General features: G+C 48.9%; 25 protein-coding genes and 1 pseudogene. 6 read left to right on the top strand and 20 right to left on the bottom strand.

Translation table 11 applies throughout. The annotated features are described in order from the left end of the window. Nucleotides 1-20 precede the first annotated feature (20 nt). From WC659_01550 to WC659_01570, 5 genes are all read left to right on the top strand, one after another. Complete coding sequence (locus WC659_01550; GenBank protein ID MFA4872601.1) at nt 21-1,940, top strand: VTT domain-containing protein; 1,920 nt, start codon at nt 21-23, stop codon at nt 1,938-1,940. A 77-nt stretch (nt 1,941-2,017) separates the two neighbouring features. Next, complete coding sequence (locus WC659_01555; GenBank protein MFA4872602.1) at nt 2,018-2,572, top strand: LemA family protein; 555 nt, start codon at nt 2,018-2,020, stop codon at nt 2,570-2,572. Between the two features lie 42 nt (nt 2,573-2,614). Further along, nucleotides 2,615-3,454 carry a hypothetical protein gene (locus WC659_01560; GenBank protein MFA4872603.1) on the top strand — a complete coding sequence of 280 codons (840 nt, stop codon included), beginning with the start codon at nt 2,615-2,617 and terminating at the stop codon, nt 3,452-3,454. A 61-nt stretch (nt 3,455-3,515) separates the two neighbouring features. Continuing rightward, nucleotides 3,516-4,364: a YgcG family protein gene (locus tag WC659_01565; GenBank protein ID MFA4872604.1), complete on the top strand. Its 849-nt coding sequence runs from the start codon at nt 3,516-3,518 to the stop codon at nt 4,362-4,364. Nucleotides 4,365-4,382: 18 nt separating this feature from the next. Beyond that, nucleotides 4,383-4,733 (top strand): hypothetical protein, encoded by a 351-nt coding sequence (locus WC659_01570; GenBank protein MFA4872605.1) that lies wholly within the window; start codon nt 4,383-4,385, stop codon nt 4,731-4,733. 75 nt (nt 4,734-4,808) lie between these two features. Here WC659_01570 and WC659_01575 read toward each other — a convergent pair whose 3' ends face one another. Further along, nucleotides 4,809-5,120, bottom strand: a complete 312-nt coding sequence (locus tag WC659_01575; protein ID MFA4872606.1) for a cold shock domain-containing protein — start codon at nt 5,118-5,120, stop codon at nt 4,809-4,811. A 273-nt stretch (nt 5,121-5,393) separates the two neighbouring features. Continuing rightward, a pseudogene (locus tag WC659_01580) lies at nt 5,394-5,909 on the bottom strand (NYN domain-containing protein). A gap of 555 nt (nt 5,910-6,464) precedes the next feature. Between WC659_01580 and ppcA the strand changes: the two are divergent. After that, the gene (gene ppcA, locus WC659_01585; GenBank protein ID MFA4872607.1) at nt 6,465-7,976 is read left to right on the top strand and encodes a phosphoenolpyruvate carboxylase; all 1,512 of its coding nucleotides are present in this window, start codon (nt 6,465-6,467) and stop codon (nt 7,974-7,976) included. An 86-nt stretch (nt 7,977-8,062) separates the two neighbouring features. On the opposite strand, the gene bcp is transcribed toward ppcA, so the two are convergent. From bcp to WC659_01675, 18 genes are all read right to left on the bottom strand, one after another. Then, entirely contained in the window at nt 8,063-8,536 is a 474-nt protein-coding gene (gene bcp / locus WC659_01590) for a thioredoxin-dependent thiol peroxidase (GenBank protein ID MFA4872608.1), read from the bottom strand. Nucleotides 8,537-8,657: 121 nt separating this feature from the next. Next, complete coding sequence (locus WC659_01595; GenBank protein ID MFA4872609.1) at nt 8,658-8,906, bottom strand: DUF378 domain-containing protein; 249 nt, start codon at nt 8,904-8,906, stop codon at nt 8,658-8,660. 155 nt (nt 8,907-9,061) lie between these two features. Beyond that, nucleotides 9,062-10,255 (bottom strand): hypothetical protein, encoded by a 1,194-nt coding sequence (locus tag WC659_01600; GenBank protein MFA4872610.1) that lies wholly within the window; start codon nt 10,253-10,255, stop codon nt 9,062-9,064. 362 nt (nt 10,256-10,617) lie between these two features. Continuing rightward, a complete protein-coding gene (mscL, locus tag WC659_01605) occupies nt 10,618-11,052 on the bottom strand; it encodes a large-conductance mechanosensitive channel protein MscL (protein ID MFA4872611.1) in 435 nt (144 codons plus the stop codon). Between the two features lie 71 nt (nt 11,053-11,123). Then, complete coding sequence (locus WC659_01610) at nt 11,124-11,585, bottom strand: leucine-rich repeat domain-containing protein (protein ID MFA4872612.1); 462 nt, start codon at nt 11,583-11,585, stop codon at nt 11,124-11,126. Between the two features lie 288 nt (nt 11,586-11,873). Beyond that, the gene (locus tag WC659_01615) at nt 11,874-12,344 is read right to left on the bottom strand and encodes a hypothetical protein (GenBank protein ID MFA4872613.1); all 471 of its coding nucleotides are present in this window, start codon (nt 12,342-12,344) and stop codon (nt 11,874-11,876) included. A gap of 270 nt (nt 12,345-12,614) precedes the next feature. Next, nucleotides 12,615-13,700, bottom strand: a complete 1,086-nt coding sequence (gene aroC / locus WC659_01620) for a chorismate synthase (protein ID MFA4872614.1) — start codon at nt 13,698-13,700, stop codon at nt 12,615-12,617. A gap of 59 nt (nt 13,701-13,759) precedes the next feature. Continuing rightward, nucleotides 13,760-14,632 carry a shikimate dehydrogenase gene (locus tag WC659_01625; GenBank protein ID MFA4872615.1) on the bottom strand — a complete coding sequence of 291 codons (873 nt, stop codon included), beginning with the start codon at nt 14,630-14,632 and terminating at the stop codon, nt 13,760-13,762. Next, complete coding sequence (locus WC659_01630; GenBank protein MFA4872616.1) at nt 14,610-15,149, bottom strand: shikimate kinase; 540 nt, start codon at nt 15,147-15,149, stop codon at nt 14,610-14,612. Before WC659_01630 ends, WC659_01625 begins: the two co-directional genes overlap by 23 nt. A 136-nt stretch (nt 15,150-15,285) precedes the next feature. Continuing rightward, on the bottom strand, nt 15,286-16,545 hold the full coding sequence (gene aroA / locus WC659_01635; GenBank protein ID MFA4872617.1) for a 3-phosphoshikimate 1-carboxyvinyltransferase: 1,260 nt from the start codon (nt 16,543-16,545) through the stop codon (nt 15,286-15,288). Nucleotides 16,546-16,652: 107 nt separating this feature from the next. Continuing rightward, entirely contained in the window at nt 16,653-17,132 is a 480-nt protein-coding gene (locus tag WC659_01640; protein ID MFA4872618.1) for a type II 3-dehydroquinate dehydratase, read from the bottom strand. 150 nt (nt 17,133-17,282) lie between these two features. Then, complete coding sequence (gene aroB / locus WC659_01645; protein ID MFA4872619.1) at nt 17,283-18,359, bottom strand: 3-dehydroquinate synthase; 1,077 nt, start codon at nt 18,357-18,359, stop codon at nt 17,283-17,285. Nucleotides 18,360-18,594: 235 nt separating this feature from the next. Continuing rightward, nucleotides 18,595-18,864: a chorismate mutase gene (locus tag WC659_01650; GenBank protein ID MFA4872620.1), complete on the bottom strand. Its 270-nt coding sequence runs from the start codon at nt 18,862-18,864 to the stop codon at nt 18,595-18,597. Beyond that, complete coding sequence (locus WC659_01655; GenBank protein ID MFA4872621.1) at nt 18,854-19,873, bottom strand: prephenate dehydratase domain-containing protein; 1,020 nt, start codon at nt 19,871-19,873, stop codon at nt 18,854-18,856. Before WC659_01655 ends, WC659_01650 begins: the two co-directional genes overlap by 11 nt. A 172-nt stretch (nt 19,874-20,045) precedes the next feature. Continuing rightward, nucleotides 20,046-20,966 carry a 3-deoxy-7-phosphoheptulonate synthase gene (gene aroF, locus WC659_01660; GenBank protein MFA4872622.1) on the bottom strand — a complete coding sequence of 307 codons (921 nt, stop codon included), beginning with the start codon at nt 20,964-20,966 and terminating at the stop codon, nt 20,046-20,048. 246 nt (nt 20,967-21,212) lie between these two features. Further along, a complete protein-coding gene (locus WC659_01665; protein ID MFA4872623.1) occupies nt 21,213-21,596 on the bottom strand; it encodes a hypothetical protein in 384 nt (127 codons plus the stop codon). 15 nt (nt 21,597-21,611) lie between these two features. Continuing rightward, the gene (locus WC659_01670) at nt 21,612-21,734 is read right to left on the bottom strand and encodes a hypothetical protein (protein ID MFA4872624.1); all 123 of its coding nucleotides are present in this window, start codon (nt 21,732-21,734) and stop codon (nt 21,612-21,614) included. Nucleotides 21,735-21,789: 55 nt separating this feature from the next. After that, the gene (locus tag WC659_01675; GenBank protein MFA4872625.1) at nt 21,790-22,161 is read right to left on the bottom strand and encodes a type II toxin-antitoxin system VapC family toxin; all 372 of its coding nucleotides are present in this window, start codon (nt 22,159-22,161) and stop codon (nt 21,790-21,792) included. Nucleotides 22,162-22,171 lie beyond the last annotated feature (10 nt).

Below are 22,171 nucleotides of genomic sequence, written 5' to 3' on the forward strand. Positions count from 1 at the left end.
TTTGGATTTACCAACCATATATGGATTTAGTAGCCTTCATCGAATCTATAGGTTACCTCGGTATTGCCGCCGTGGTATTTTCAGAATCAGGCCTCTTTTTGGGCGCTTTTTTCCCCGGCGACAGCCTGCTCTTTACCGCAGGATTTTTGGCATCACAACATGTGTTCGACATCCGCATTCTCATTCCGCTTATGTTTCTCGCGGCGGTGCTTGGCGACAGTTTCGGCTATGCTTTCGGCCGCAGGTTGGGGCCGAAAATTTTTTCACGCGAGGATTCGCTCCTTTTCCACCGGGACCATCTTGAGCGCTCGAAACGCTTTTATGAACGCCATGGCGGCAAAACCATCATCCTTGCCCGTTTTATGCCTATTGTGCGCACCTTTGCGCCAATACTCGCGGGGGTGGGCAGGATGCGGTACGGGCAATTTCTGTTCTTCAATGTGATTGGCGCGCTTATCTGGGCAGTGGGCATCTCATATTTGGGATTCGTCCTCGGCGATACCGTGCCCGGGGTGGACAAATATCTCATCCCCATTATTCTCCTTATCATCCTTACTTCAGTCGCCCCCACTATGGTAAGCATATTGCGCAATCCTTCCCATCGCCGCGCAATGATTGATGCGGTAAAAAAAATACTTAAAGTTTCCCCTAAAAAAATACCCCTCAACCAGCATTATCGTAATACTTCCCTTGAAGGGTTCGCCAATGTCATACCCTTAGGTTCCTCTGCCGCGGAAACAGGGCAGGAATTTGAGCGCCGTTTCGGATCAAAGGAATGGTACGTTCGCGCGCTCCCTCTTCGCCTCAAAACCACCTTTCGCTTAGGAGGTCCGGCTGATTTCTTCTTAACTCCCCGGACCGCGGAAGACACGCAAAGTGTCGTTAAAACCTGCCACGAACTCAAAATTCCCCTGTTTGTCCTTGGCGGCGGCAGCAATGTGCTCTTTTCCGATGCGGGATGGAGAGGGGTAGTGCTACAACCAAGCAATAATACAATTACTTTTTCAAATCGAGAAATTGACGCGGCGGATGTCATAGAAAATCCAACTTCCCAAAGTGAGGGTTCGGCAATTGGTCAGACCCTCCGGAGCTCGCTCGAGCACGGTCCCCGCGTAGCGGGGTCGAGCGAGCGAGGCGGAGCGCAGTCCCGCGCTGGCGGGGCTGACGCGTGTCTTCCAATGCCGAGCCCGAACGACGCACGGTGGGAGATGAGCAGTCACGATCGTCCCTCTCCTCCGCAAAAACCCGCCACACCCGATGGACTGCCCGTGGTCGAGGTGAAGGCAGGTGCCGGTACCTCACTGCAACAGCTTATCGCAACCGCCCACCAGGAAAGGCTGGTCGGGCTAGAGTCTTTCTTCGGCATTCCCGCCCGCGTCGGGGGAGCTTTGCGCAACAACGTCCACGGTGGCCCTGATAATTTTGACCGCTATGTAAAAGAAGTGACGCTCCTCCATATCCACACGGGTGAAATCACGACCTGGCCGCATGACCGTTTCGCATTTAGCTATGACCATAATATTTTACAGCAAACAAGAGAATGGCTCGTTTGGGATGTGACCCTTATGCTTTCGCGCGCAGATGAGCCGCTCTGGCAAAAAATTGACGTCTATTATAAGGCGTGGCAATCGTATAAAAATACCACCCAGACTGCCGCAGGCACTGCAGGCTGTGTCTTCAAAAACATACCCTCTCAAGATGCGGCAGAACACCACATACCTGTCTCCGCAGGCGCCAATATTGACCGGCTCTTCGGGCTTGGTACAGCGCTCCGCACCGCGCACATTTCTACATTCCACGGCAACTTCTTACAATCCCCAGGTAATAAAGAACAAGGAACTTCCGAAGACATGCTTTCTCTTATCAATTTCATCCGCGAGGAAACCGCAAAAAAAACCGGCATTGCACTGGAGACTGAAATAGAATTCGTGGGATTTTAAACAAAGAATAAATGTGCTATTATACCTTTATATTCAACAACCATCTAACCATGTAGCCATTTAACCATATATTCAATATGAAACGCTCTACCCTCATCATCCTCGCCATCATCGTTGTCATCGTTCTCGCGGGAATTTCCATGTATAATCGGCTCGTCACCGCCAGCCAGGCCATTGATGGCCAATGGGCACAAGTGGAAACCCAGTACCAGAGGCGGTTTGACCTGATCCCCAACCTCGTAGAATCGGTAAAGGGAATTTTTGAACAAGAGAAAGAAGTATTTGGAAAACTGGCTGACGCGCGCTCCCGTTATGCGGGCGCCGCGACTGTTGACCAAAAAGCCCAAGCTGCCGGAGGGGTAGAGTCTGCCCTTGCGCGGCTCTTGGTAATCGTGGAGAACTACCCACAGTTGCGCTCCGCGGAAAACGTAACTGCCCTCATGGACGAGCTTGCCGGCACGGAAAACCGCGTCGCGGTTGAACGCGGACGCTTCAATGAAAAAGTGAAGGATTACAATACCATGATCCTGCGTTTCCCCGCCAATCTTTTCGCGCGCATCTTTGGATTCAACCAACGAGCGTACTTCGAATCAGCCGCAGGAGCAGACCAAGCGCCGCAAGTTGAATTTTAATGTAATCCTACAAAAATGTCTATATCTATTAATGACAATCATATGCCCACAAATGAATCAAATCAATTCAGCCCAATGCCTTATGAAGAAATACGAGCGGCGGAGAATGCGATGACTCCGTACCGAAAGGAGCATACAAAAGCAAGGCATGCTCTCATGTCCCAAGAAGCACTCCTTACAGAGGCGGGGGTCCCGAAAGAAATAATCCATAAAGCCGCATTGATCGCAGAACAAAAGACAGATGAAGAATGGGAACGCCGCGAGCGGGAAAATCCACTTGTATTAATCAGTGAAGCGCTTGACTCAATAGCAGAGACCGCAGATGAGAAAGTTCTAGTAGAGGGGGCTAAAAAAAGAATTGATGCATTCAGCCAATATTGGCGCGATGTATTAAAGCAAATAGAAAATGCAGGTTCTGGTACTGTAGAAGAAAAAATACAAAAAAGATATAGCGATAACCAAAGCCTGGTAGGACCACAGAAAGACACTAGTTGGAGAAAATACCACGAAATCACAAAAGATCCTGAAGGTAATCTCCAGATGCGTCTAGACCTTCTACAACCTGAGAACCGCGACAATACACGCATACCCCCTGGTTTATTTAAAGAAAAATTTCTAAAAAAGTTGGGGGTCTTGGATGAGGATTCGACCTTATCGCGATTTAGATATCCTACAGAGGAAGATGCAAAGAAAGGAATTACCTTTAATTATACATTTAATGGCATTATACAACAGATTCCATTCGAAAACATCCATGGAGTAAGGGCGGATGTCTTCCTTGGATATGATGATCCTGGAGCACATGCCGCAGATCATCGAACTGACCAGATTCTTATCTACCTGAATACCGAAGGCCTTAAAAAGGAATTACATCAGGATTAGAATCAAATAAATGAACTGCCAGCGAATCACTCAACAATCTCCCTTCTGTCGAGCCATCGCCATGATGGCTCTTATTGCATTACCACTTAATTTTGTTCATGCGGTCACCTATCCTACTCCCGCCGGCTTCGTGACTGATACCGCGCAACTACTTTCTGCAGATGAACGGACGGCGCTCGAAACGACACTTTCCACGTTTAAACAGCAGACTGGCAATGAAATCGCCGTCGTTACTATTCCCTCCCTCGAAGGAGAGTCGATAGAAGACTATACAGTGAAATTATTTGAACGCTGGGGCATAGGGCAAAAAGAAAAAGATAACGGTATTCTCATCTTAGTGGCGAAGGAAGACCGCGCGGTCAGAATAGAGGTAGGCTACGGACTTGAAGGCGCTCTCAATGACGCAAAAGCAGGAAGGATTATACGCGACATTATGGCGCCTGCGTTTCAAGAAGGGAAATATGCTGGAGGGCTGCAAGGCGCAATTGAAGCCATCACCGGAGAAATTAAAGGAGAACCGACGCAAGTGGATACCACACCGTCAGCGGGTAATAAAATAAACGGGCAGTTCATCTACGTGCTTATTATATTTTCTATTTACCTCTCAAGCTTTCTCGCGCGCAGCAAACGATGGTGGCCGGGCGGCGTAATCGGAGGCATCGGGGGTGCAATCCTTGGCGGGATGCTGGGATCAATACTCATAGGCGCTGCGGCATTGGGCCTCTTCGGGATTGGCCTTGACTTTATTCTTTCTAAAAATTACCAAAACCGCGCAAAAAAGGGATTGTCCACCACGTGGTGGCGTTCGGGCGGCGGCTTTTTTGGCGGCGGATTCGGAGGGGGAGGGGGCGGATTTGGCGGATTTGGCGGCGGCATGTCAGGAGGAGGGGGTGCGTCGGGGAGATGGTAACACCATATGATGGAAGATATGATAATACCGAAAGAAAAATTATTTTGTCTGCAAAAGCCCGCGCTCAAATGGACAATGCATGTTAAGGAAAAAATGCGTTTTTATGGGTTAAGCGAATCGCGCGTGAAGCGCATCATCGCGCACCCTGAACGCGCGGAAGCAGGCATTGCCCCGAAAACCACCGCGGTCATGCAGCCTATTACTAAAAAAGGCAAAACCACCCAAGAAATCTGGGTGATGTATCAGGATAAGAAAACACAGCGCACGATTATCACAGCATGGCGCTATCCGGGCAAGAGCCCAATCAGGGAAACAATTCCGCTCCCGGGAGATATCCGTGACGAGCTTCAACGAGAAGGTTATCTCTAAAACCGAGGATTTAGAATCTGGAATTTATCCGCCTCCACATAAAGACTACAGATCTGCCTGCGCTCGAGGCGGATTTTATTGTGAGCGCAAGTCAGCGTTGCGTCTGCGTACGTCAGCGTTCATGGGGTGATATCGCACATTTTGCGCGGCGCCTGCTTTGCCGAACTCGGGTTCGCGCTTTACCTCAAAATCAAGCTGCGCGCCTTCGCTCAAGTCCTCAAAGTGAGTGCCGTTGGTGAGGTCGGTAAAATGGAAAAAGTAATCATTGCCATCTCCTGCCTTGATAAATCCGAATCCCCTCTCCGGCACCTTCTTCCTCACCACGCCCGTGAGGGTAGGCGGGGTATAGACTTCGTCATGCTGCTCGCCTCCCTGGCCTTCAGTCACTCCTGCACTCACATATTCCTCCTGCGCCAGCTGTTTCTGGGCGGTAAATTCGGTACGGCACGCATCGCAATAAAACCGCTGGCCCTTCTTCGGGTGGAAGGTGGTCCATACTTCCCTTTTTCCCTTATGGATGGGCGACTCGCATGCGAGCTGGTGGCGTTTGAAGGTTAACTCTAACTCATGAAGCAAATCATCTATCCAAATGGTGTCAAAATCCTTTACCCTTGCAGGGTCGTGCGGATCGGATAAATCCCCTGCACAGCTGCTCTTTATGCTCACAATCGCCACGCGTTTGCCCAAAAGCCTTACATGTTGGAGCACGGGCACGAAATCGCCGTCCCCTATTACGACCACGGCAATGTCATACACTTGGGGAAGCGCTGCCGCATAGAGCATGGTGGTTGCCAAGGAAATATCCACGCATTTTTCTTTCGCCTCAAAAGTATCCGCAGGGTCGCGATCCGCCTTCCGCAGGCGCCTTCCCATATAATTAATCGCAAAAAGCTCAAGCTCATAATGGTATTCTTCCTTCAAGAGAAGGAAAAAATCCCGCCTGCGCTGCACCGCCTCATCATCCCGCAAGTCGTAATTCGACGCATAGCTCCCGAACAGGTGCGTCCGCACGAGATCCAAATCATCCGATCCCGCGAGCTTGCTCACCTCCCGCACCAACACCTGGGGGAGCTTGCCGAAATCAATATGGAAATCTTCATTCCCGTAGGTTTCCCTTAGCGCAGGGATATTCGAATACAACCACGTCCCATCTATAAAAACCATGACTTTGATCATACCCAGAATATCAACATCCAACGCCAAACGTAGCTGGCATTGTTTGAATATATAGAATAAATGCGACCTTGGAGTAGTGCTGCATAATTATGATGGGAGAAAACGTTTGGCGATTGGTGAGGGAGGCCATAAAAATACCTATTAATGCACTCATGTAGATTCCCTTATGTTATATCTATTCTCTGCAAGGGATATCCGCCTCCCTCTTGGATGTTGTATTACTGGGCATATTCCCTTTAATAAAACCTGCGCATGCTATTATCCCAAATAAGCAAAATTACGCAGAAGTAATAAAATAAGGTATAGTTACTATAGCAGTAAATTATACCTTTTGACAAAAGCTTCAAAATCACATACTTTTATCAACAAGAATAAATTACATAACACTCCGAAGAATATTCCTCTTTATGTGAGGGTTCGACAATTGGGCAAACCCTCCGCAAGCGGCGCAAGCATGGTGTCCCGACTTTGTCGGGACTTGCGCCGCTGAGGCGGAGCGCCCGCCGCGCTGGAGGCGGGGACGCGTGTTTGCCAATGTCGAACCCGAACGACTGTATGCGCAAAATCCCCGCCACCATGGCAACCCAACACCCCGACAACGCCCGCGCGCCCTATTGGGAGCGCGACGGCGACGGGTTTGTAAACTCTTTGGAAGAAGTAGAAGAGAGTATGTCGTGCTACCGCGACCTTGGCACAGAGGAATTCATGTGGGATTGGGAAGGCAAGCACGCGGACGAGGCGGTCATTGATAAATTTTTTTACGGGTACCGCGATTACTTCAAGCGCCGGCAAGTTGGCAAAGACGTGTTCCTCACCTTCCGCCTCCCGAACATCTGGCACGAAAAAGGATATGGCCTTCTGCGCTCGCTGCTGGTAATCCTCACCAGCGAAGACTTTGCCAGGGATCTGAAATTCCATTACCCTCCCCTGTTTGAAGTCATACTTCCGCTTACTGAACGGGCGGAACAACTGATTTATATCGAACGGTCATTCCAGAAACTGGCGCGCTTCAAATCGCAGGCGTTCGACCATTTCTCCTACCGCAATAATGAGCGTCTGCAAGTCATTCCGCTCCTGGAGGGCATTGAACATCAAATAGGCGTGAGGAAACTGCTGCGAGACTACGTGAGGATGCATGCCAAATACTTCCGCTCCCGTCCCCACTATCTGCGGGTTTTCCTTGCTCGCTCCGACCCGGCGCTGGTTTCCGGCCTTCCTGCCACCATGATCGCCAATAAAATCGCGCTGTCGGAAATGCGCGCCTTTGCCGCAGATACCGACATTCCCATATTCCCCATCATTGGCGTAGGAAGCCTAGTATTCCGCGGCGGGCTGTCTCCGCAATCTTATAAAAACTTTTTACGGGAATATGCAGGCGTGAAAACAGTCACCATCCAATCAGCATTCCGCTACGATTATCCTCTGCCGCAAGTAAAAAAGGCGATTGCATATCTGAATACCCACCTTTCCGCCGGGCGCGCACGCATCATACCCTTAGGAGAAAAAAATGTGCTCCACAAGCTCGCGAAAATGTTTGAAATCTCATACCAGTCAACGCTCGCGGGAATTCTTCGCGATGTGGAACCTATATTTGCCGCGGTGCCGGCGCGCCGCGAACGCCGCCTCCATATTGGCTTCCTTTCCTACCAGCGCAATATGGGCGCGCTCACCCTCCCGCGCGCCATCAACTTCACTGCGGCATTCTACTCGCTGGGTATTCCCCCTGAATTCATCGGCACAGGTCAGGCGCTCGCGCAATGCACAGATAAAGAGCACAAACTTATGGAGCGCTATTATATAAATTTTAAGAATAACCTTATCGAAGCAGGAAGGTATCTTAATAAAGAAAATGTAAAACTGCTTGCTAAGCATAACCGCAAATGGAATAGGGTGCTGGAGGATATCGCGCAGATAGAGAAGGTTTTCGGCGTGAGCCTCGGCCCAAAGACCTTAAGCAACAAAAAACACTACCTGCTCTCCAAGAAACTCCTTTCATTAAGGCATAATCCCAAAAAAGCCACTACCCTCATCACCTCATCCGGGATATTGAGAAAGAGTTTGGGATAAAAAACAGAGGACAATTATTTTCACGATCGTGAAAATAATGTCCCCTCACTTTTCCTTGTCTCTCAATTTATCATCCACGAACACCATTAAGCTGCTTGTAGTTCGTTCAAATTTTTTAGTACTTCCTGCGCGTGCAATTCTGGTTTTACATTCTCGTAGATTTTGGCGACTCTGCCTTCGGGGTCTATTAGGAATGAAGTGCGCTTTGTGCCGATGGACTTTTTACCCATTGTTACTTTTTCTCTCCATACGCCATAACGCATAACCACGTCCTTATTTTCATCCGATAGCAGCGGAAAGGTGAGATGATATTTATCCGCAAACTTCAGGTGACTTTCTACGGAATCCACGCTGACCCCTAATACGGTAGCGCTCAATTTGGTAAAATCCGGAAAGTGATCGCGCATGCCGCATGCTTCGGTCGTGCATCCCGGCGTGTCGTCTTTCGGGTAAAAATACAACAATACCCATTTCCCGCGGTAGTCCACAAGCGCATGTATATGGCCACCTTGATCAGAAAGACTGAAATCTGGTGCGAGTTGTTTTTCCTGAATAATCATATATACATGATAAAAACCAAAAAGAGGGCACGCGCCCTCTTTGTTGCACGCTCGGTTTACCCCGTTACCAGAAGGGAATGATAGCCAATACCATGGGGTGTTGAGCCCATGGTAACGGGGTTTACATTGTTGCTTTCGGCGGCTCTGGCTGCGCGGGAGCCGGCGTTGTTTCGCATTGCTTGCACATCGTTTTATGCGTAGCCAATTCTAGGATCGCAGACACACCCACCAAGAGATAGATGATCCGAGAAATAACTGCTTCTTGCCCGCCGAAGATTTGGCCGATGTCCCATTTAAAAAGTGCGATTAAGAGCCAGTTCAAACCGCCCACGACGATAAGAATGTACGTAACACAGTGTAATTTTTTCATAGAAAAATTAAATAGAGAGAATGTAGCGACCTTTAAATGCCTTAAATTTTATAATATTTCCTTCTCTATTACAAAGTATACTCCTTTTCCACAGCTATAGCGAACTAAAATATTTCAGGGCCATAAAAATAAGAGACAGATTTCCTAGGTCTGTCTCATTTTTTATACCAATGCTTGGATTTCTTAATTCTAAATGGAATAAGACGTAAACCAAGCAGTAGTACTACCCTGAAAAAAGCCAGGGTATAATGATCTGAATCACGCAAGATTCTCATTGCCTCCTGCAGAGTACCCGAAAGGGTAAACGCCTTTCTTCGTACTCTCATGAAAAGCTCCTTAGCTCTTACCGGAGCCATGCTTCCTCTAACCGCTACTTGTCTTCTATTAAAATGAGCAGGGTCAGAGTTCAAAAGCATTCCATTTCTTTTCGCCTTTTCATAATCTGGGGTTCCGCAAAACGGCGAATATATATGGAATACTGCAGTAAGACTGTTACTTCTTACCAAGTCCAGCATGCGTCTAAAATGCCGGACTTTTTGTTCAGGATGTCCCAATATAAATGAATAAACTCGGACATAACCATGTTTTGTAGGCAGAAGCCTCCCATCAAATTTACCCTGATGGAGCGAATAAAGTTCAGGGTCTTCGACGCCCACCATAAAACCGATACATGTCCTGAACATTAGGTCGAACAAATCGGACGGAAGTCTTAGCGCGTCAACAATGACACCTTCTCCGCCCCATGTTTTTTTATGTTTAGCGATGAAGTAGAATATCTTATAGAGATATTCATAAGAGTACGCCATTAGATTTGGATCGACAAATAGGATATTTTTTAGCGACTCTATTTCTTCTACTACCTGTTCCGAGTCCCGTTCTCGAACTCGCCTCATTGAAGGAGGTAGAGGACAGTAGGGGCACGCCCTCTTACATCCACGGCCAAGCTCAACTGGCCAGACGATCCGCCGATTCCCCCTTACTGGCAACAGGTAGTCGCTAAAAATGTCCACCGGAGCCGCTTCCCAAACCACGTCTCGGATACCTCTCTCAACACTTTCGAGAACCTTTCCCATGCTTCCCTCACATTCCCCTACGAAAATATTTGCCCCGGGAAAGGCCTCTAGAAATTTCTCCGGAGCCCTGCTGGGCAATTGCCCACCTATGACCATACTACCGCATTTTTGGGAAAAAGTGAGGTAATTGTTTCGCAAGGCTTCAAAAGTCTGCACATCATTCACTGTGCAGAGTCCCACTTTAAAAAAACCCATTCTTCCCACTTGTCTTGGGTTTTGCACATTGACAACAGCAGGTGCAGGATAGCCTGCCTTAAGTATATTCGCCGTGAGCACAGCAGCAGTGAGATTGCCCACGAGACCCTCCCTAATCAATGTGCGGAAATAGAAATAAGGAGAATTAAGGGCCTTCAATGTGGCACTCAATTCCCCTTGCAGAAGAACTATCCCTGCATTGTTGAGTTGTCCCATTTCGGGCCTCCTTTTGGTTTAAGCAAAAATCATTTATTAAAGATCTTTTTTTGTCTTTTTAAATTTCTTATACAACAATTCACCCTAGTGATTTCTTGTTCTTATGTCAAGGGTTTTAATCATTTTACCCCGATCCCAGCTTTACGGGATAGTACGGGATTTCGCTCTCTAGAAACCCTAAACAAAAAAATACCACAAGAGTATTGAACTCATGGAGGTTCACACTGCTATTTCTTTTCCTTCAAAATATCCCTTATCTCGGTGAGCAGTTCCTGGTCTTTGGTGGGTTTTGGCGGCTCGCTGGGTGCTGCTTCTTCTTTCTTCCTTAATTTATTCATTCCCTTTACGAGAAGAAAGACCGCAAACGACACGATGAGGAAACTGACTATGGCATTGAAAAACAAGCCATAGTTGAGCGTGACGGCACCGGCCGCTTTTGCCTGCGCCACGGACATATATGGCCCTGTATCGACCGCGCCCTGCTTGAGCACGATAAACAAATTGGCTAAGTCCACCTTGCCCAAAAGCACGCCAAAGGGCGGCATGATGATGTCGGTAACTAGGGAGTTCACGATGGTGCCAAACGCTGCGCCGATGATGATGCCCACCGCCATGTCCAATACATTGCCGCGCAGAGCGAATTTCTTGAATTCATTGAACATAGGATAATATATTACGAAACCACCCCCATGTCCCCTCCTTAGTAAGGAGGGGATGGGGAGGTCTCAATAAATTAAAGTATAAATTCCGTTTGTGGAAGATCTTTGCGAATGCGGTCAAGGTCGAGGGTGGAATAATTATTCCCTGACAGATTGAAGGTCTTGAGATTTTTCAAATTCCCTAGCTCATATGGCAGACCAGTCAATTGATTATTCGAGAGGTCAAGTATTTCCAGCTTGCTCAATTGGCCAATTTCCGCAGGCACTCCAGTCATTTTGTTATTGCGCGCGTTTAATATTTTTAAATTTTGCAATTTCCTTATTTCTGCTGGCAATGCCCCTGTCAAATTATTGCCGGATACATCAAGTTCTTCCAGATAACTCCGGTCAAAGGTATCCATCGGGACTTTATCCAAATTCTTATTGCTTAAATCAAGCCGCGCTGATTTAGGGATAGTGCCTACATTTGCACCACCTCCCCCAGGAGGATTTGTATCTTGTGGACTAGCAGGCTGATTATTTATGGTATTGCTCACTACGCAACCCGAGAGTGTAAATGCGCCGACAATGGTGATGATGAAGAGTAAGTGTTTTATAAAATTGAATAATTAATGAGGACAATTAAATTCACGATCGTGAAATTAATTGTCTTCAACTTTAATGTACGTTTTGTCATAATAAGTAACCAATTCAATCATTGTAGCGTCGCAGCTAGTCTGCGACTTATTCGCTTATAAAACAGCATACGCTCCTATAGATTAAATGGCAAACATAAAATTACAAGGGTCGGACACATCACGCGCCGACCCTATAATGTGGTGAAATTACCTTATTATGATAATCTTCTCTGAAACTTTCCTTTCAATATAGAGGTTCTCTAATTCGGGTGGTAAATCACCCGTTTTAATTATTTCATAGAGGCTAATTCCTATATTTTTGTAGAATTTAACCTCCACTCTCATTAACTTCCCATACTCTATATTAGCGACTCCGTTTGACGTATGGGTGGCAAACGGAAGATACGAGTTTGGCCCCACCATAAGCCGGTCGTTATAAATTCGCACCTCCGATTTTTCATCGAAAAGTTGAAACCAAATCCATTTCTCAGCCTTATTTGTAACGAATAAGGTTTTTCCCTTAAAATTTCCTGTTACAGCGACAATGTCTTTTAACTCGCTCCTGAACGCAAATTCAATAATATCAGAAGGAGCTTTGATCTCAGTTGGACCTTCAGAGCAACTGAGAAGAAGGACAAATCCAAAAAGAGCAGCTAGGGTTTTCATTTTACACCTCATATTTTTATGAAACGAAAAATTAGGGATTTTGTCCCTAATAGAGTACTACGGATAATAAATTTTGGAAAGAGCCCCGTTATTGTTTAGGATGCGACCTACCTTATATAAAACGCATAACAAAAACGTCCGCATTAGATACCTGCCCGCCATAGCCTAAACTTGAGGAACGTTACGTTCGATGACGTCGCATTTCAGAGATAAGGTTGCGTATGTTGATAATTAACAGGCTTTGGCAGGCGGGCGATCGTACTATATACGGACGTTTTCTGTTCAGCTATTTTGTGCTTTATGCCGCAGATAATGATCCATAATCACAAGCGCGCTCATCGCATCCACGATGGGTACGGCGCGGGGAAGGACGCAAGGATCATGGCGCCCCGCCGCCTCAAGTTCAATTGTTTCGTGAACTTTGTTTACTGTGCTCTGCTTTCTGCCAATCGTGGCGACCGGCTTGATCGCGACACGAAAATGGATCGGCATGCCATTGGAAATGCCACCCTGCGTGCCGCCGGAATTATTGGTACGCGTGCACACGTTACCCTTCTCATTAGTATAAAACTGATCGTTATGTTCACTGCCCCGCATGCCAACCCCGCCAAACCCGGAACCGAATTCAAACCCCTTCACCGCATTGATAGAGAGCATTGCTTTGCCTAAATCTGCCGAGAGCTTATCAAACACAGGCTCCCCTAAACCCGCAGGCACATTGCGGATAATACCGCGGATCACGCCGCCGAGAGAGTCTTTCTCGCTCCTTACCTCTTCGATGAGTGCAATCATTCTTTTCGCCACTTCCTTATCAGGGCAACGCACGATATTTGATTCTATTGCCGCCAAGGTGACCGTATCAATATCAACTTCAGCTTTTATATCTCCAACCTGTTCGACGTAACTTAAAATTTCTATCCCTAATTTTTCTCTTAAATATTTCATCGCCACCGCCCCCGCGGCCACGCGGGCAAGCGTTTCGCGCGCGGATGCCCTCCCGGATCCCGCCCAATTGCGAAGTCCATACTTGGCCTCATACGTAAAATCAGCGTGCGAGGGGCGATACACGTCCTTGAGGACCTGATAATCTTCCGGTCGCATATCAGTATTGCGCGCCATCATCATGATGGGCGTGCCCGTGGTCTTGCCTTCAAATACGCCGGAGTAGATAGTAATGACATCCTCTTCCTTGCGGGGCGTGGTTATCTTGCTTTGCCCCGGTTTCCTGCGGTCAAGTTCCGTCTGAATGTCTGCTTCTGACAACACAAGTCCGGGCGGGCAGCCATCAATGACCACGCCCACCCCGCCCCCGTGCGACTCGCCGAAGGTAGTAATGCGAAATAATTGTCCAAAACTATTACCAGGCATATGCACTGAAGATACAAGTTACAAGAGACAAACACCAAACAATTTCCAAGATACAATAATCAATTTGGGATTTTGAGTTTTGGGTATTGGTGATTATTTGTTACTTGTTTCTTGGTTATTTCGTTCAATGTCATCTTCATAACTTTAACAGGCGCATCACAACCAGTAAATAATGTAAATGATAATATTGCCGTTTCTAAAAGCATTTCCGTACCAGGAATAACGAAACAACCTGCCTCTCTTGCCAATTTAGTCAAAGGCGTGCTTTTGGCTGAATATACAATATCATACACCACTAATCCTTTCCGCAATAATTCCTTGCGTACGGGCGATCCTTGAACGCCATGCGGTAGGCCTATTGAGGTCGCATTCACCAGAATATCGGTGGCAGCAATGAATGACGATAAATCATCAAGCGATCCCGCCGCATGCGCGCCAAATTCGCGGGCAAGCGCTTGAGCTTTATCTGCGGTGCGATTGAGAATAGACACGTAAGCATCAGCCTGCAAAAGCGCATAAACGATCGCCCGCGCAGCCCCTCCCGCGCCAAGCACGACTATGTGTTCTCCTTTCACCTCGCCGATCGCGTGACGAAGCGTCGACATAAATCCCGGCGCATCCGTATTGTATCCCTTAAGCCTTCCTTCCTCGTTCACAATCGTATTCACGGCGCCAATTGAGCGCGCATGATCATCAAGCGCGTCAAGAAAGGGAATCACGGTTTGCTTGTGCGGCACGGTTACATTGAGCCCCCGCACCCCGAGGCTCCGCATGCCTTTGACTGCGGCTTCCACATCCTTCACCGGAAACGCGGCATAGATAAAATCCAAACCTAGCGCCTCAAACGCCGCATTATGGATCACGGGTGAAAGTGAATGATCTACCGGATCTCCTATGATGCCGCAAACTTTAGTTTTCGCGGTTATGTGCATACGACTTATGCTTATCAAACAATATATTGATATCCCGAATAATGGCATGCGGAGCCTTGCCGCTTACATCGACCACCGCATCAGCCGCAGCGCGATACTGGGCTTCCCGTTCCTTCCATGTGCGCAGCATATCCTCTTCAAATGTTTCCGCATTGGTTAAATACGGGCGCTCCCCTTTCTCTCCCTGAAGGCGCTCCATAAGGCGCTCAACCGGCGCGTATAATAAAACCAAGAAGCCATTGATTTTCAGCCGCGTAACGCTTTCGTTGTTCATCACCACCCCACCGCCAGTCGCGATAACCGCCTTCTCGTCTCCTGCGACTTGAACAATCACCTCAGCTTCGTGCCGCCGAAACGCATCCCAGCCCTCTTCGTTCACAAAATCCTCCAAGGAAACGCCTATGCGCTTCTCTATCAAGCTATCAGTATCCAAAAATGCATAGCCTAAAATATCAGCCAAGAGCTTCCCCACAGTTGATTTCCCGCTTCCCCGCATGCCGATTAATACTATGTTCATATTCGCATGTCATTCCCGCGAAGGAGGGAATCTAGACAAAATAAACAAAAAACGATTATTTATTTTTAATTTCTGGATCCCCGATTAAATCGGGGATGACAATGATGCGTGTTTCCCCAACGGGAAACCCGAATGACTAGGCGTGTTTGCCAATGAGCATCCCGAGCGCTTCCCAAAACCCCGGATACGATTTGCTCACCACTTCCGCGTCCTGTATCACCGTCTCCCCATCTGCCGCAAGCCCGGCAACCGCAAATGCCATTGCCATCCTATGGTCGCCGTGCGGATCAATCACTGCGCCTTTCAACTTTCCTCCGTGTATTTTTAACGAATCACCGTTCACCTCCGCGCGTATGCCCATCTTGGCAAGTTCTTCCGCAGGCGCGGCAAGGCGATCGCTCTCCTTCCCGCGCAGATGGCCAATGTGGGTGATCACGCTCATACCCGGCGCAACCGCGGCAAGCACCGCAAGGGTAGGCACGAGATCAGGAACGTCGCAGCCGTCCACAGAAAATGGTTTTACTGATTTTGCGCCGCGCACCACCACTGCATTACGCTCATACTTTACTTCACATCCTACGCTGCGCAGAATGTCCAGTACTTTCCTATCCCCTTGCACAGATTCAGGCGCAAGTCCCAAAACCTTGACTTCGCCGCGAGTGACTGCGGCTGCGGCAAACCAATACTGTGCCGAAGAATAATCCCCTTCTATGGCATACCTCCGTGCACGATACGATTGCCCCGGCTCAACCGTGAATTGATTGCCTTTCTGTTCTACCGCCACGCCAAGCTCTTTCAAAAGCGCGATCGTCAAATCAATATACGGCCGTGAGTATATCGGCTCTTCCACTGCAATAGTCATTCCTTGCGGTAAGAAAGGTGCGATCATGAGCAGCGCAGATACAAATTGCGAACTGACATTTCCCGGCAGCCTCACCTTGCCGCCTTGCAATGCGCCTCCCCGTACCGTGATCCTCTTCGGCTCTTGGGTCACTTCTGCCCCCAACGTTTGAAGCGCATCATACAGTGGCTGCAAGGGGCGCTCTAACAATCGCACACCGCCGGTAATGATTGTTTCGCCTGGCGCCAGCGCTGCTAACGCGAGCGCAAATCGCAAGGTGGTGCCGGAAAGGCCGCATTCGAGGGGCCTTGAAGGAATACATAATGTCCCACCTGTGCCTTGCACTACCAGCTTTAATTCTTCCTGCTTTATTGACGCGCCGAAACCCCTGCACGCGTCCATAGTTGCTTCCGTGTCATCCGCGTACAATATATTAGTTAACACAGATTCTCCTTTTGCGAGCGTTGCGAGCACTATTGCGCGGTGCGTAATGCTCTTGGAGGGAGGCGTGACCACGACTCCTTCTATCTTTCCTGGAATTACAGTGACTTGCATAATAAGCTTTATATTAGCGAGGATTGCTCTCACACAAACCCTCCGCAGACTCCGCCGGCATGGTGTCCGACGTAACGTCGGACCGGCGGAGGCGAGGCGGAGTGCGGTCAGCCGCTGGGCTGACCGACACGTGTTTGTGCTGAGGCAAGCCTCGCGACCAGATTCTCTAACCCTACCACGTAACTCTGCTCTTTTAACCCCATGACCCTTTCCGCCGCAATATCGGCAATCACGGAAATCCTCCGGAACGGCTCCCGGTGCTCAATGTTAGACAAATGCACCTCCACGAGCGGAAGACCGGCGTCAACAAGCGCGTCCCTCAAGGCATAGCTGTAATGGGTGAGCGCCCCGGGATTGATGAGAATTCCATGCGCACCTCCCGCCTGTGCTTGAATAAAATCAATGAGCGCTCCTTCATGGTTTGACTGGAAAAACACGAGTTCTATCACCTCATGCCCCTCGCTTAATCTCCCTGCCTTCGCGCGCAACATATCCTCAATCGCACCCAACGTGAGCGAACCGTACTGTACGGGGTCGCGTCTCCCCAGCATATTTAAATTTGGCCCGTTGATTACTAAAATACGCATAAGTTCATTGTTCATTATTTGTAGCGGACTTGAACCCAGAGGCGAAGGAATACCAATTTGTCGAGGATTTAGGCGCGAGGGTCGCTAGATCGCGTCCGCAGAAAAATTGTGTATTCCTGACCAAGAAACAACCTGGGTGAGCAAATACCATTATTCACTGTTGAACATCCCTCGCAATGCTTCATGTACAATCTTACGCGGCACCTTGACCCCCGCCCTCGCCTTCCCAATCTTCTCCAACAGCACCCACCTTACGCTGCCACCTTGCGCCTTTTTATCATGCTGAAGAATATTTATCAGTCTTGCGATGTTCGTACGCGCGGGCAATCTCGTGGGTAGATTATAATGCGCCAATAACGATTCTACACGCGCGCAATCCTGCGTATTGAAACCTAATAATTCATTGCTTATCCTTACCGCCGCAACCATGCCGATGGCGATTGCTTTGCCGTGCGGGAGTAAAAAATTGCTCATACTCTCCAGTGCGTGTCCCACGGTATGCCCGAAATTTAATAGTACCCTCTCGCCTTTTCGGTCGTTCGGGTCCCGCGCAACCGCCGCCGCCTTCGCCCGTACGCAAAATCCCACCACTTCGTCCCAGGGCATGCGATTGAAGGCACACTCCTCCAATCGCGCCGTGAATGTGCGGCTGCCTATCAATCCGTATTTAATTACTTCCGCCATGCCGTTAATAAGCTCATCTTGAGGGAGCGTCCTTAAAAACGTGGTGTCGCATACCACTGCCTTCGGCTGGTGAAACGTGCCAATCACATTTTTTATGCCCCGAAAGTCAACGCCGGTTTTGCCGCCAATCCCGCTGTCCACTTGTGCTAAAAGCGTTGTTGGCACCTCAATATAATCTATGCCTCGCAAATAAACGGACGCCACAAAACCCGTGAGGTCGCCTACCACGCCGCCGCCCAGCGCAACGAGGATGCCGTAACGATCAACTTTTTTCTGCTGCAGTATGCGCAAGCATCGCTCGGCAATGCGCAGTTCTTTCGAACGTTCTCCCGGCCTCAGCACAATGGTATGCACGGGCACGCGCCCTTCGCGCAAGGTTCTCAAAACCCTTCCGTGCAGGCGCGCAACCGTGCGATCGGTAATGAGAACCACAGAGGTACGGGCATTGCCCCGTGCGAACTGAGGCAAAACGGCAAGCGCCCGATTTCCCGCGATGAGCGCACACGTGTTTTTCGCTGTTACGCGATAATGTATACGGATCATACCCCGTATATCAATATCCAACGCCAAACGTGGTTGGCATTGAAGTAAGCTTTAACATGAAAGCGACCTTGGTGTATTGAATCATAGTAAAATTTGTAGATAACGTTTGGCGATCAGTGAGGGAGGCTATGTAAAAATCTGCAATACGGTCAATCCTCATCCAGTAGTACTCCATCTATATTCTGCTTAAAGATTCCCGCCTCCCTCTTGGATGTTGTATTTCGGGGCATATGGTTCAGCGCTTTTGTGTCTGGCGCGATGATGCAATGATAATACCCATAAGCGTACGCACCTTTGACGCCGGGAGGCCCAGGGACCTGCCAAACTTCACGGCGCATGCGATTACCCGTTGTTCCCTTTCCCTGTCTTTTAAAGAAAGAGACTGGTCTAGTTTTAGTTTGCCGATTTCACGCGCAACCTTCAAGCGCCTGGACCACAATCGCAATAAGGCGCGGTCAAGAGCGTCAATCTGTTTCCTTAAATGAGTGAGTGATTTAGAGTTCATAGGCTGCTCCTCGCTCATACGTCCCCAACACCGTGAGGGTAACCGCTTCGTGCCTCAAGGCAGAGAGCGCCCGCGTGAGCGCTTCAGGCGAGAAGGTGTGTTCAAAATCCACATAGAACAAATATTCCCACGGCTTGCCGAGCAAAGGGCGCGATTCGACTTTGGTAAGATTCATGCCCCTGCCTGCGCACTGCACGAGGAAACGTGAGAGGCTCCCCGCGACGTGCGGAAGCGTGAGCAGGAGCGATACTTTATTTCCTTTCACCGCGGATAGTAAGTACTCACCGGCTTCAACGCGATGCGAAGGAATGCCAATTTTTCGAGGATTTAGGCGTTCAAGCTGCTTGGTCGCGTCCGCAGAAAAATTGTGCATTCTGAAGCGGGATGACTTTGGATGAGCAGTTATCGCAGATATCGGCTTTTTTGCAGGTTTTATAATAGCGCCGAAGCGGGTATAATTCTCGCGATCGGTCTCAATATGGTCGGCAACTACCGACAAGCCGTACAATGACGCCGCCACCCTGCTCGCGATTGCCGCCTCATCCTGGCGCCTACGGAGCGCCACCTCCCGCGCCGCGCCCGCGGTATCGCGGAATGATATAACTTCTATCCAGGGATGGCGCTTAAGAAATTCCTCGCATTGGTCAAGCGCTTGAGGATGCGAGTAGACGCGCCGGATTTGGCGGATTCTTTTCGCGCCGCCCGCGTGCGCAGAATTTGCAAGCAGGTTATGGGATATGCGCAAAAATATTTCTCCGTCCAAGACAAGCGAGTGGCGTGCAAGCAAATCATAAATGCGATGGATGGTGCCGGCGACCGAATTCTCCAAAGGCACGATACCCTGCAGAGCCTTGCCTTTTGCCACTGCCTTGAAAACCTCGTCAAATGAGGGACAAGGTATCATCGCCGCGTGTATCCCAAAATATTTCTGTGCCGCGATTTCGCTGTACGCGCCATGTTCTCCTTGGAAAGCGATTTTATTCCGTTTAGGTAATGAATTTTTTGTCATAATTTCTTTCCTACCTTTCTCTCTTCTTAGAGCGAGTGTTGGCTGTAACGAAAAGCGTCTCGGAGGTTTTGCGGGCATGGGTCCCGCGAAGCGGGAGAGCAAAACCGAGAGCCGAGCGGTAATTTCCTCGCTGGGGAAATTGACCGCGTCTTTTCGTGGCGGCCACACTCGCTTACGTCGCCACCGTTCTTCCTATCGCGCCCGCAATGGTATTTATTTCTCGCATCAGCTGGTTAAGCGCCTCAATGGATATCGCTTGCTCTGCGTCTGAAATGGATTTATCCGGATCTATGTGGCACTCGATAAGCAGCCCGTCTGCCCCCGCGGCAATGGCCGCTCTACTCATCGCGGGCACCAAATCGCGCCTGCCAGTACCGTGTGAAGGGTCCACGATGATGGGCAAGTGGGTTTCATTTTGCAAATAAGGCACCGCATTCAGGTCAAGCGTAAACCGCAGCTCAGTGACATGCGTGCGGATGCCGCGTTCGCAGAGCATCACATTTGCATTGCCTCCGGTGAGAATATATTCTGCGGCGAGCAAAAATTCCTTGTAGGTGGAATGCATGCCGCGCTTTAAGAGCACGGGATGTTTTGTGCGCCCGACCTCTCGCAAAAGTGTATAATTCTGCATGTTCCGCGCGCCGATTTGGAGTATGTCCGCATATTCCACAATAAGATCCACATCCCTGGGGTCCATCACTTCCGTGATGGAGCGCAATCCAGTAGAACGCGCCGCTTTCTGGAGAAGCTGGAGCCCTCTCTTCCCCAACCCTTGGAAATCATACGGGCCGGTGCGGGGCTTAAATGCCCCACCGCGCAGCACCGTGCCGCCCGCCTCTTTTACCGCTTTCGCAATCAGCGTAATCTGCTCTTCGTTTTCCACCGAACACGGCCCTGCCATTATCACCACCTGCGGCCCTCCCACCAGCAGCCCTTGCACGTCAATCACTGTCTTCTCATCTCCGGAAGTATGCGCAAGCCGGTATGGTTTGAGAGGAGACGACTCTGCAGGCAATATTCCGTTGTCACTCTTAGGTGATTCTAACACTGTTTTCACTCTCTTAATGACTTTTTCTTTCATGATAGTTGGCATATGTGTGGCGTATAAAGGCGTAATAATGGCGTGAATTGGCTTCTATAAAACATTAAACTCCCCCGTGTTTGGGAGAGTCATACTATCGCGAGGCTTGAACTATCTTTATTTATTCATATACGACAAATCTCCCAAACGGTTAGTCGGGCTAAAGAAAAACCAAAAATAATTGTTGGAGAATTGTGCGCTTTGCATAATTAAAAATTTATACTCTACCAAAACAGATAAAAGCTCCACTTTCTCTTTTTATTTAGCATTTTTATCCTTTTCTTCGGAGGACGTCTGCATACCAAGCCTATCTCTTTCAAAATCAGAAACTGCTTTGAGCGCTTCATCTGCGCGCTGTTTAAGTTTATCGTACTCTTCATTGAGTGCTCCTGCTTCCTCCTGACCAGCCCCAACCAGCTTATTCAGTCTCTGCCGTAAGAGCGCCATGTACTCATAGTTATGCGACAAACCCTGCCTCTTTGTCCTCTCCCAAAATTCTGTCACTGGTGCATCTTTCGATAGTCCTTCTTTTCTCACTTGATCCGTTTCTTCATGCATGGATTTATTTTCCTCTGCGACTTGCCTAGCATCATCATATACTTCTGCGACTTTCTCTGGATCCCAATTTTCTTTTTTCCACATAGGTGCAAAATTTATTCACGACCGCTGATCTCCGGACGCGTCTTTCTTCTCCTTATAGAAGAGTGTCGGCCATGAAATCGCCACAAGCCCTGCCAGGATGATGGCGAGTATGATGATAATGTGTGCGTAGGGATTCATACACTTTTATTAAACATCTTCACGAAACAATATTACCACACGCCTTATAACCATGTCAAATCGGGCGGACGGAAAGGTCGGGAATCCTTCGAAAATCGCGCACATTCCTCGTCACGAGACTCGTGCCAGTGAAGAGCGCAGTGGCAGCAATCGTGCTGTCCGCGAGTGAGAGGCGATAGGTGCGCCGGATAAATCCAGTGATGCGTGCAATGCGCGAGTCGAGCGAAATCACCGCGAGCGTGCTCAATAACCTTTCGATCCGATTTTCTTCCTCGATACTCAAATCCGGAAATCCGAAAAGTTCCGCCTCGGTGAGCGCCGACACATACACGGTGATCGGCTCGTTGAGCAGTCCGCTCAAGATTGCGGCCGCATGAGGGTCGTCCTTGAGGTAATAGATGATCGCGTTGGTGTCGAGCGTGTACACAAACAGAATG

This window comes from Patescibacteria group bacterium, assembly GCA_041645165.1.
Taxonomy (GTDB): domain Bacteria; phylum Patescibacteriota; class Patescibacteriia; order 2-02-FULL-49-11; family 2-02-FULL-49-11; genus 2-02-FULL-49-11.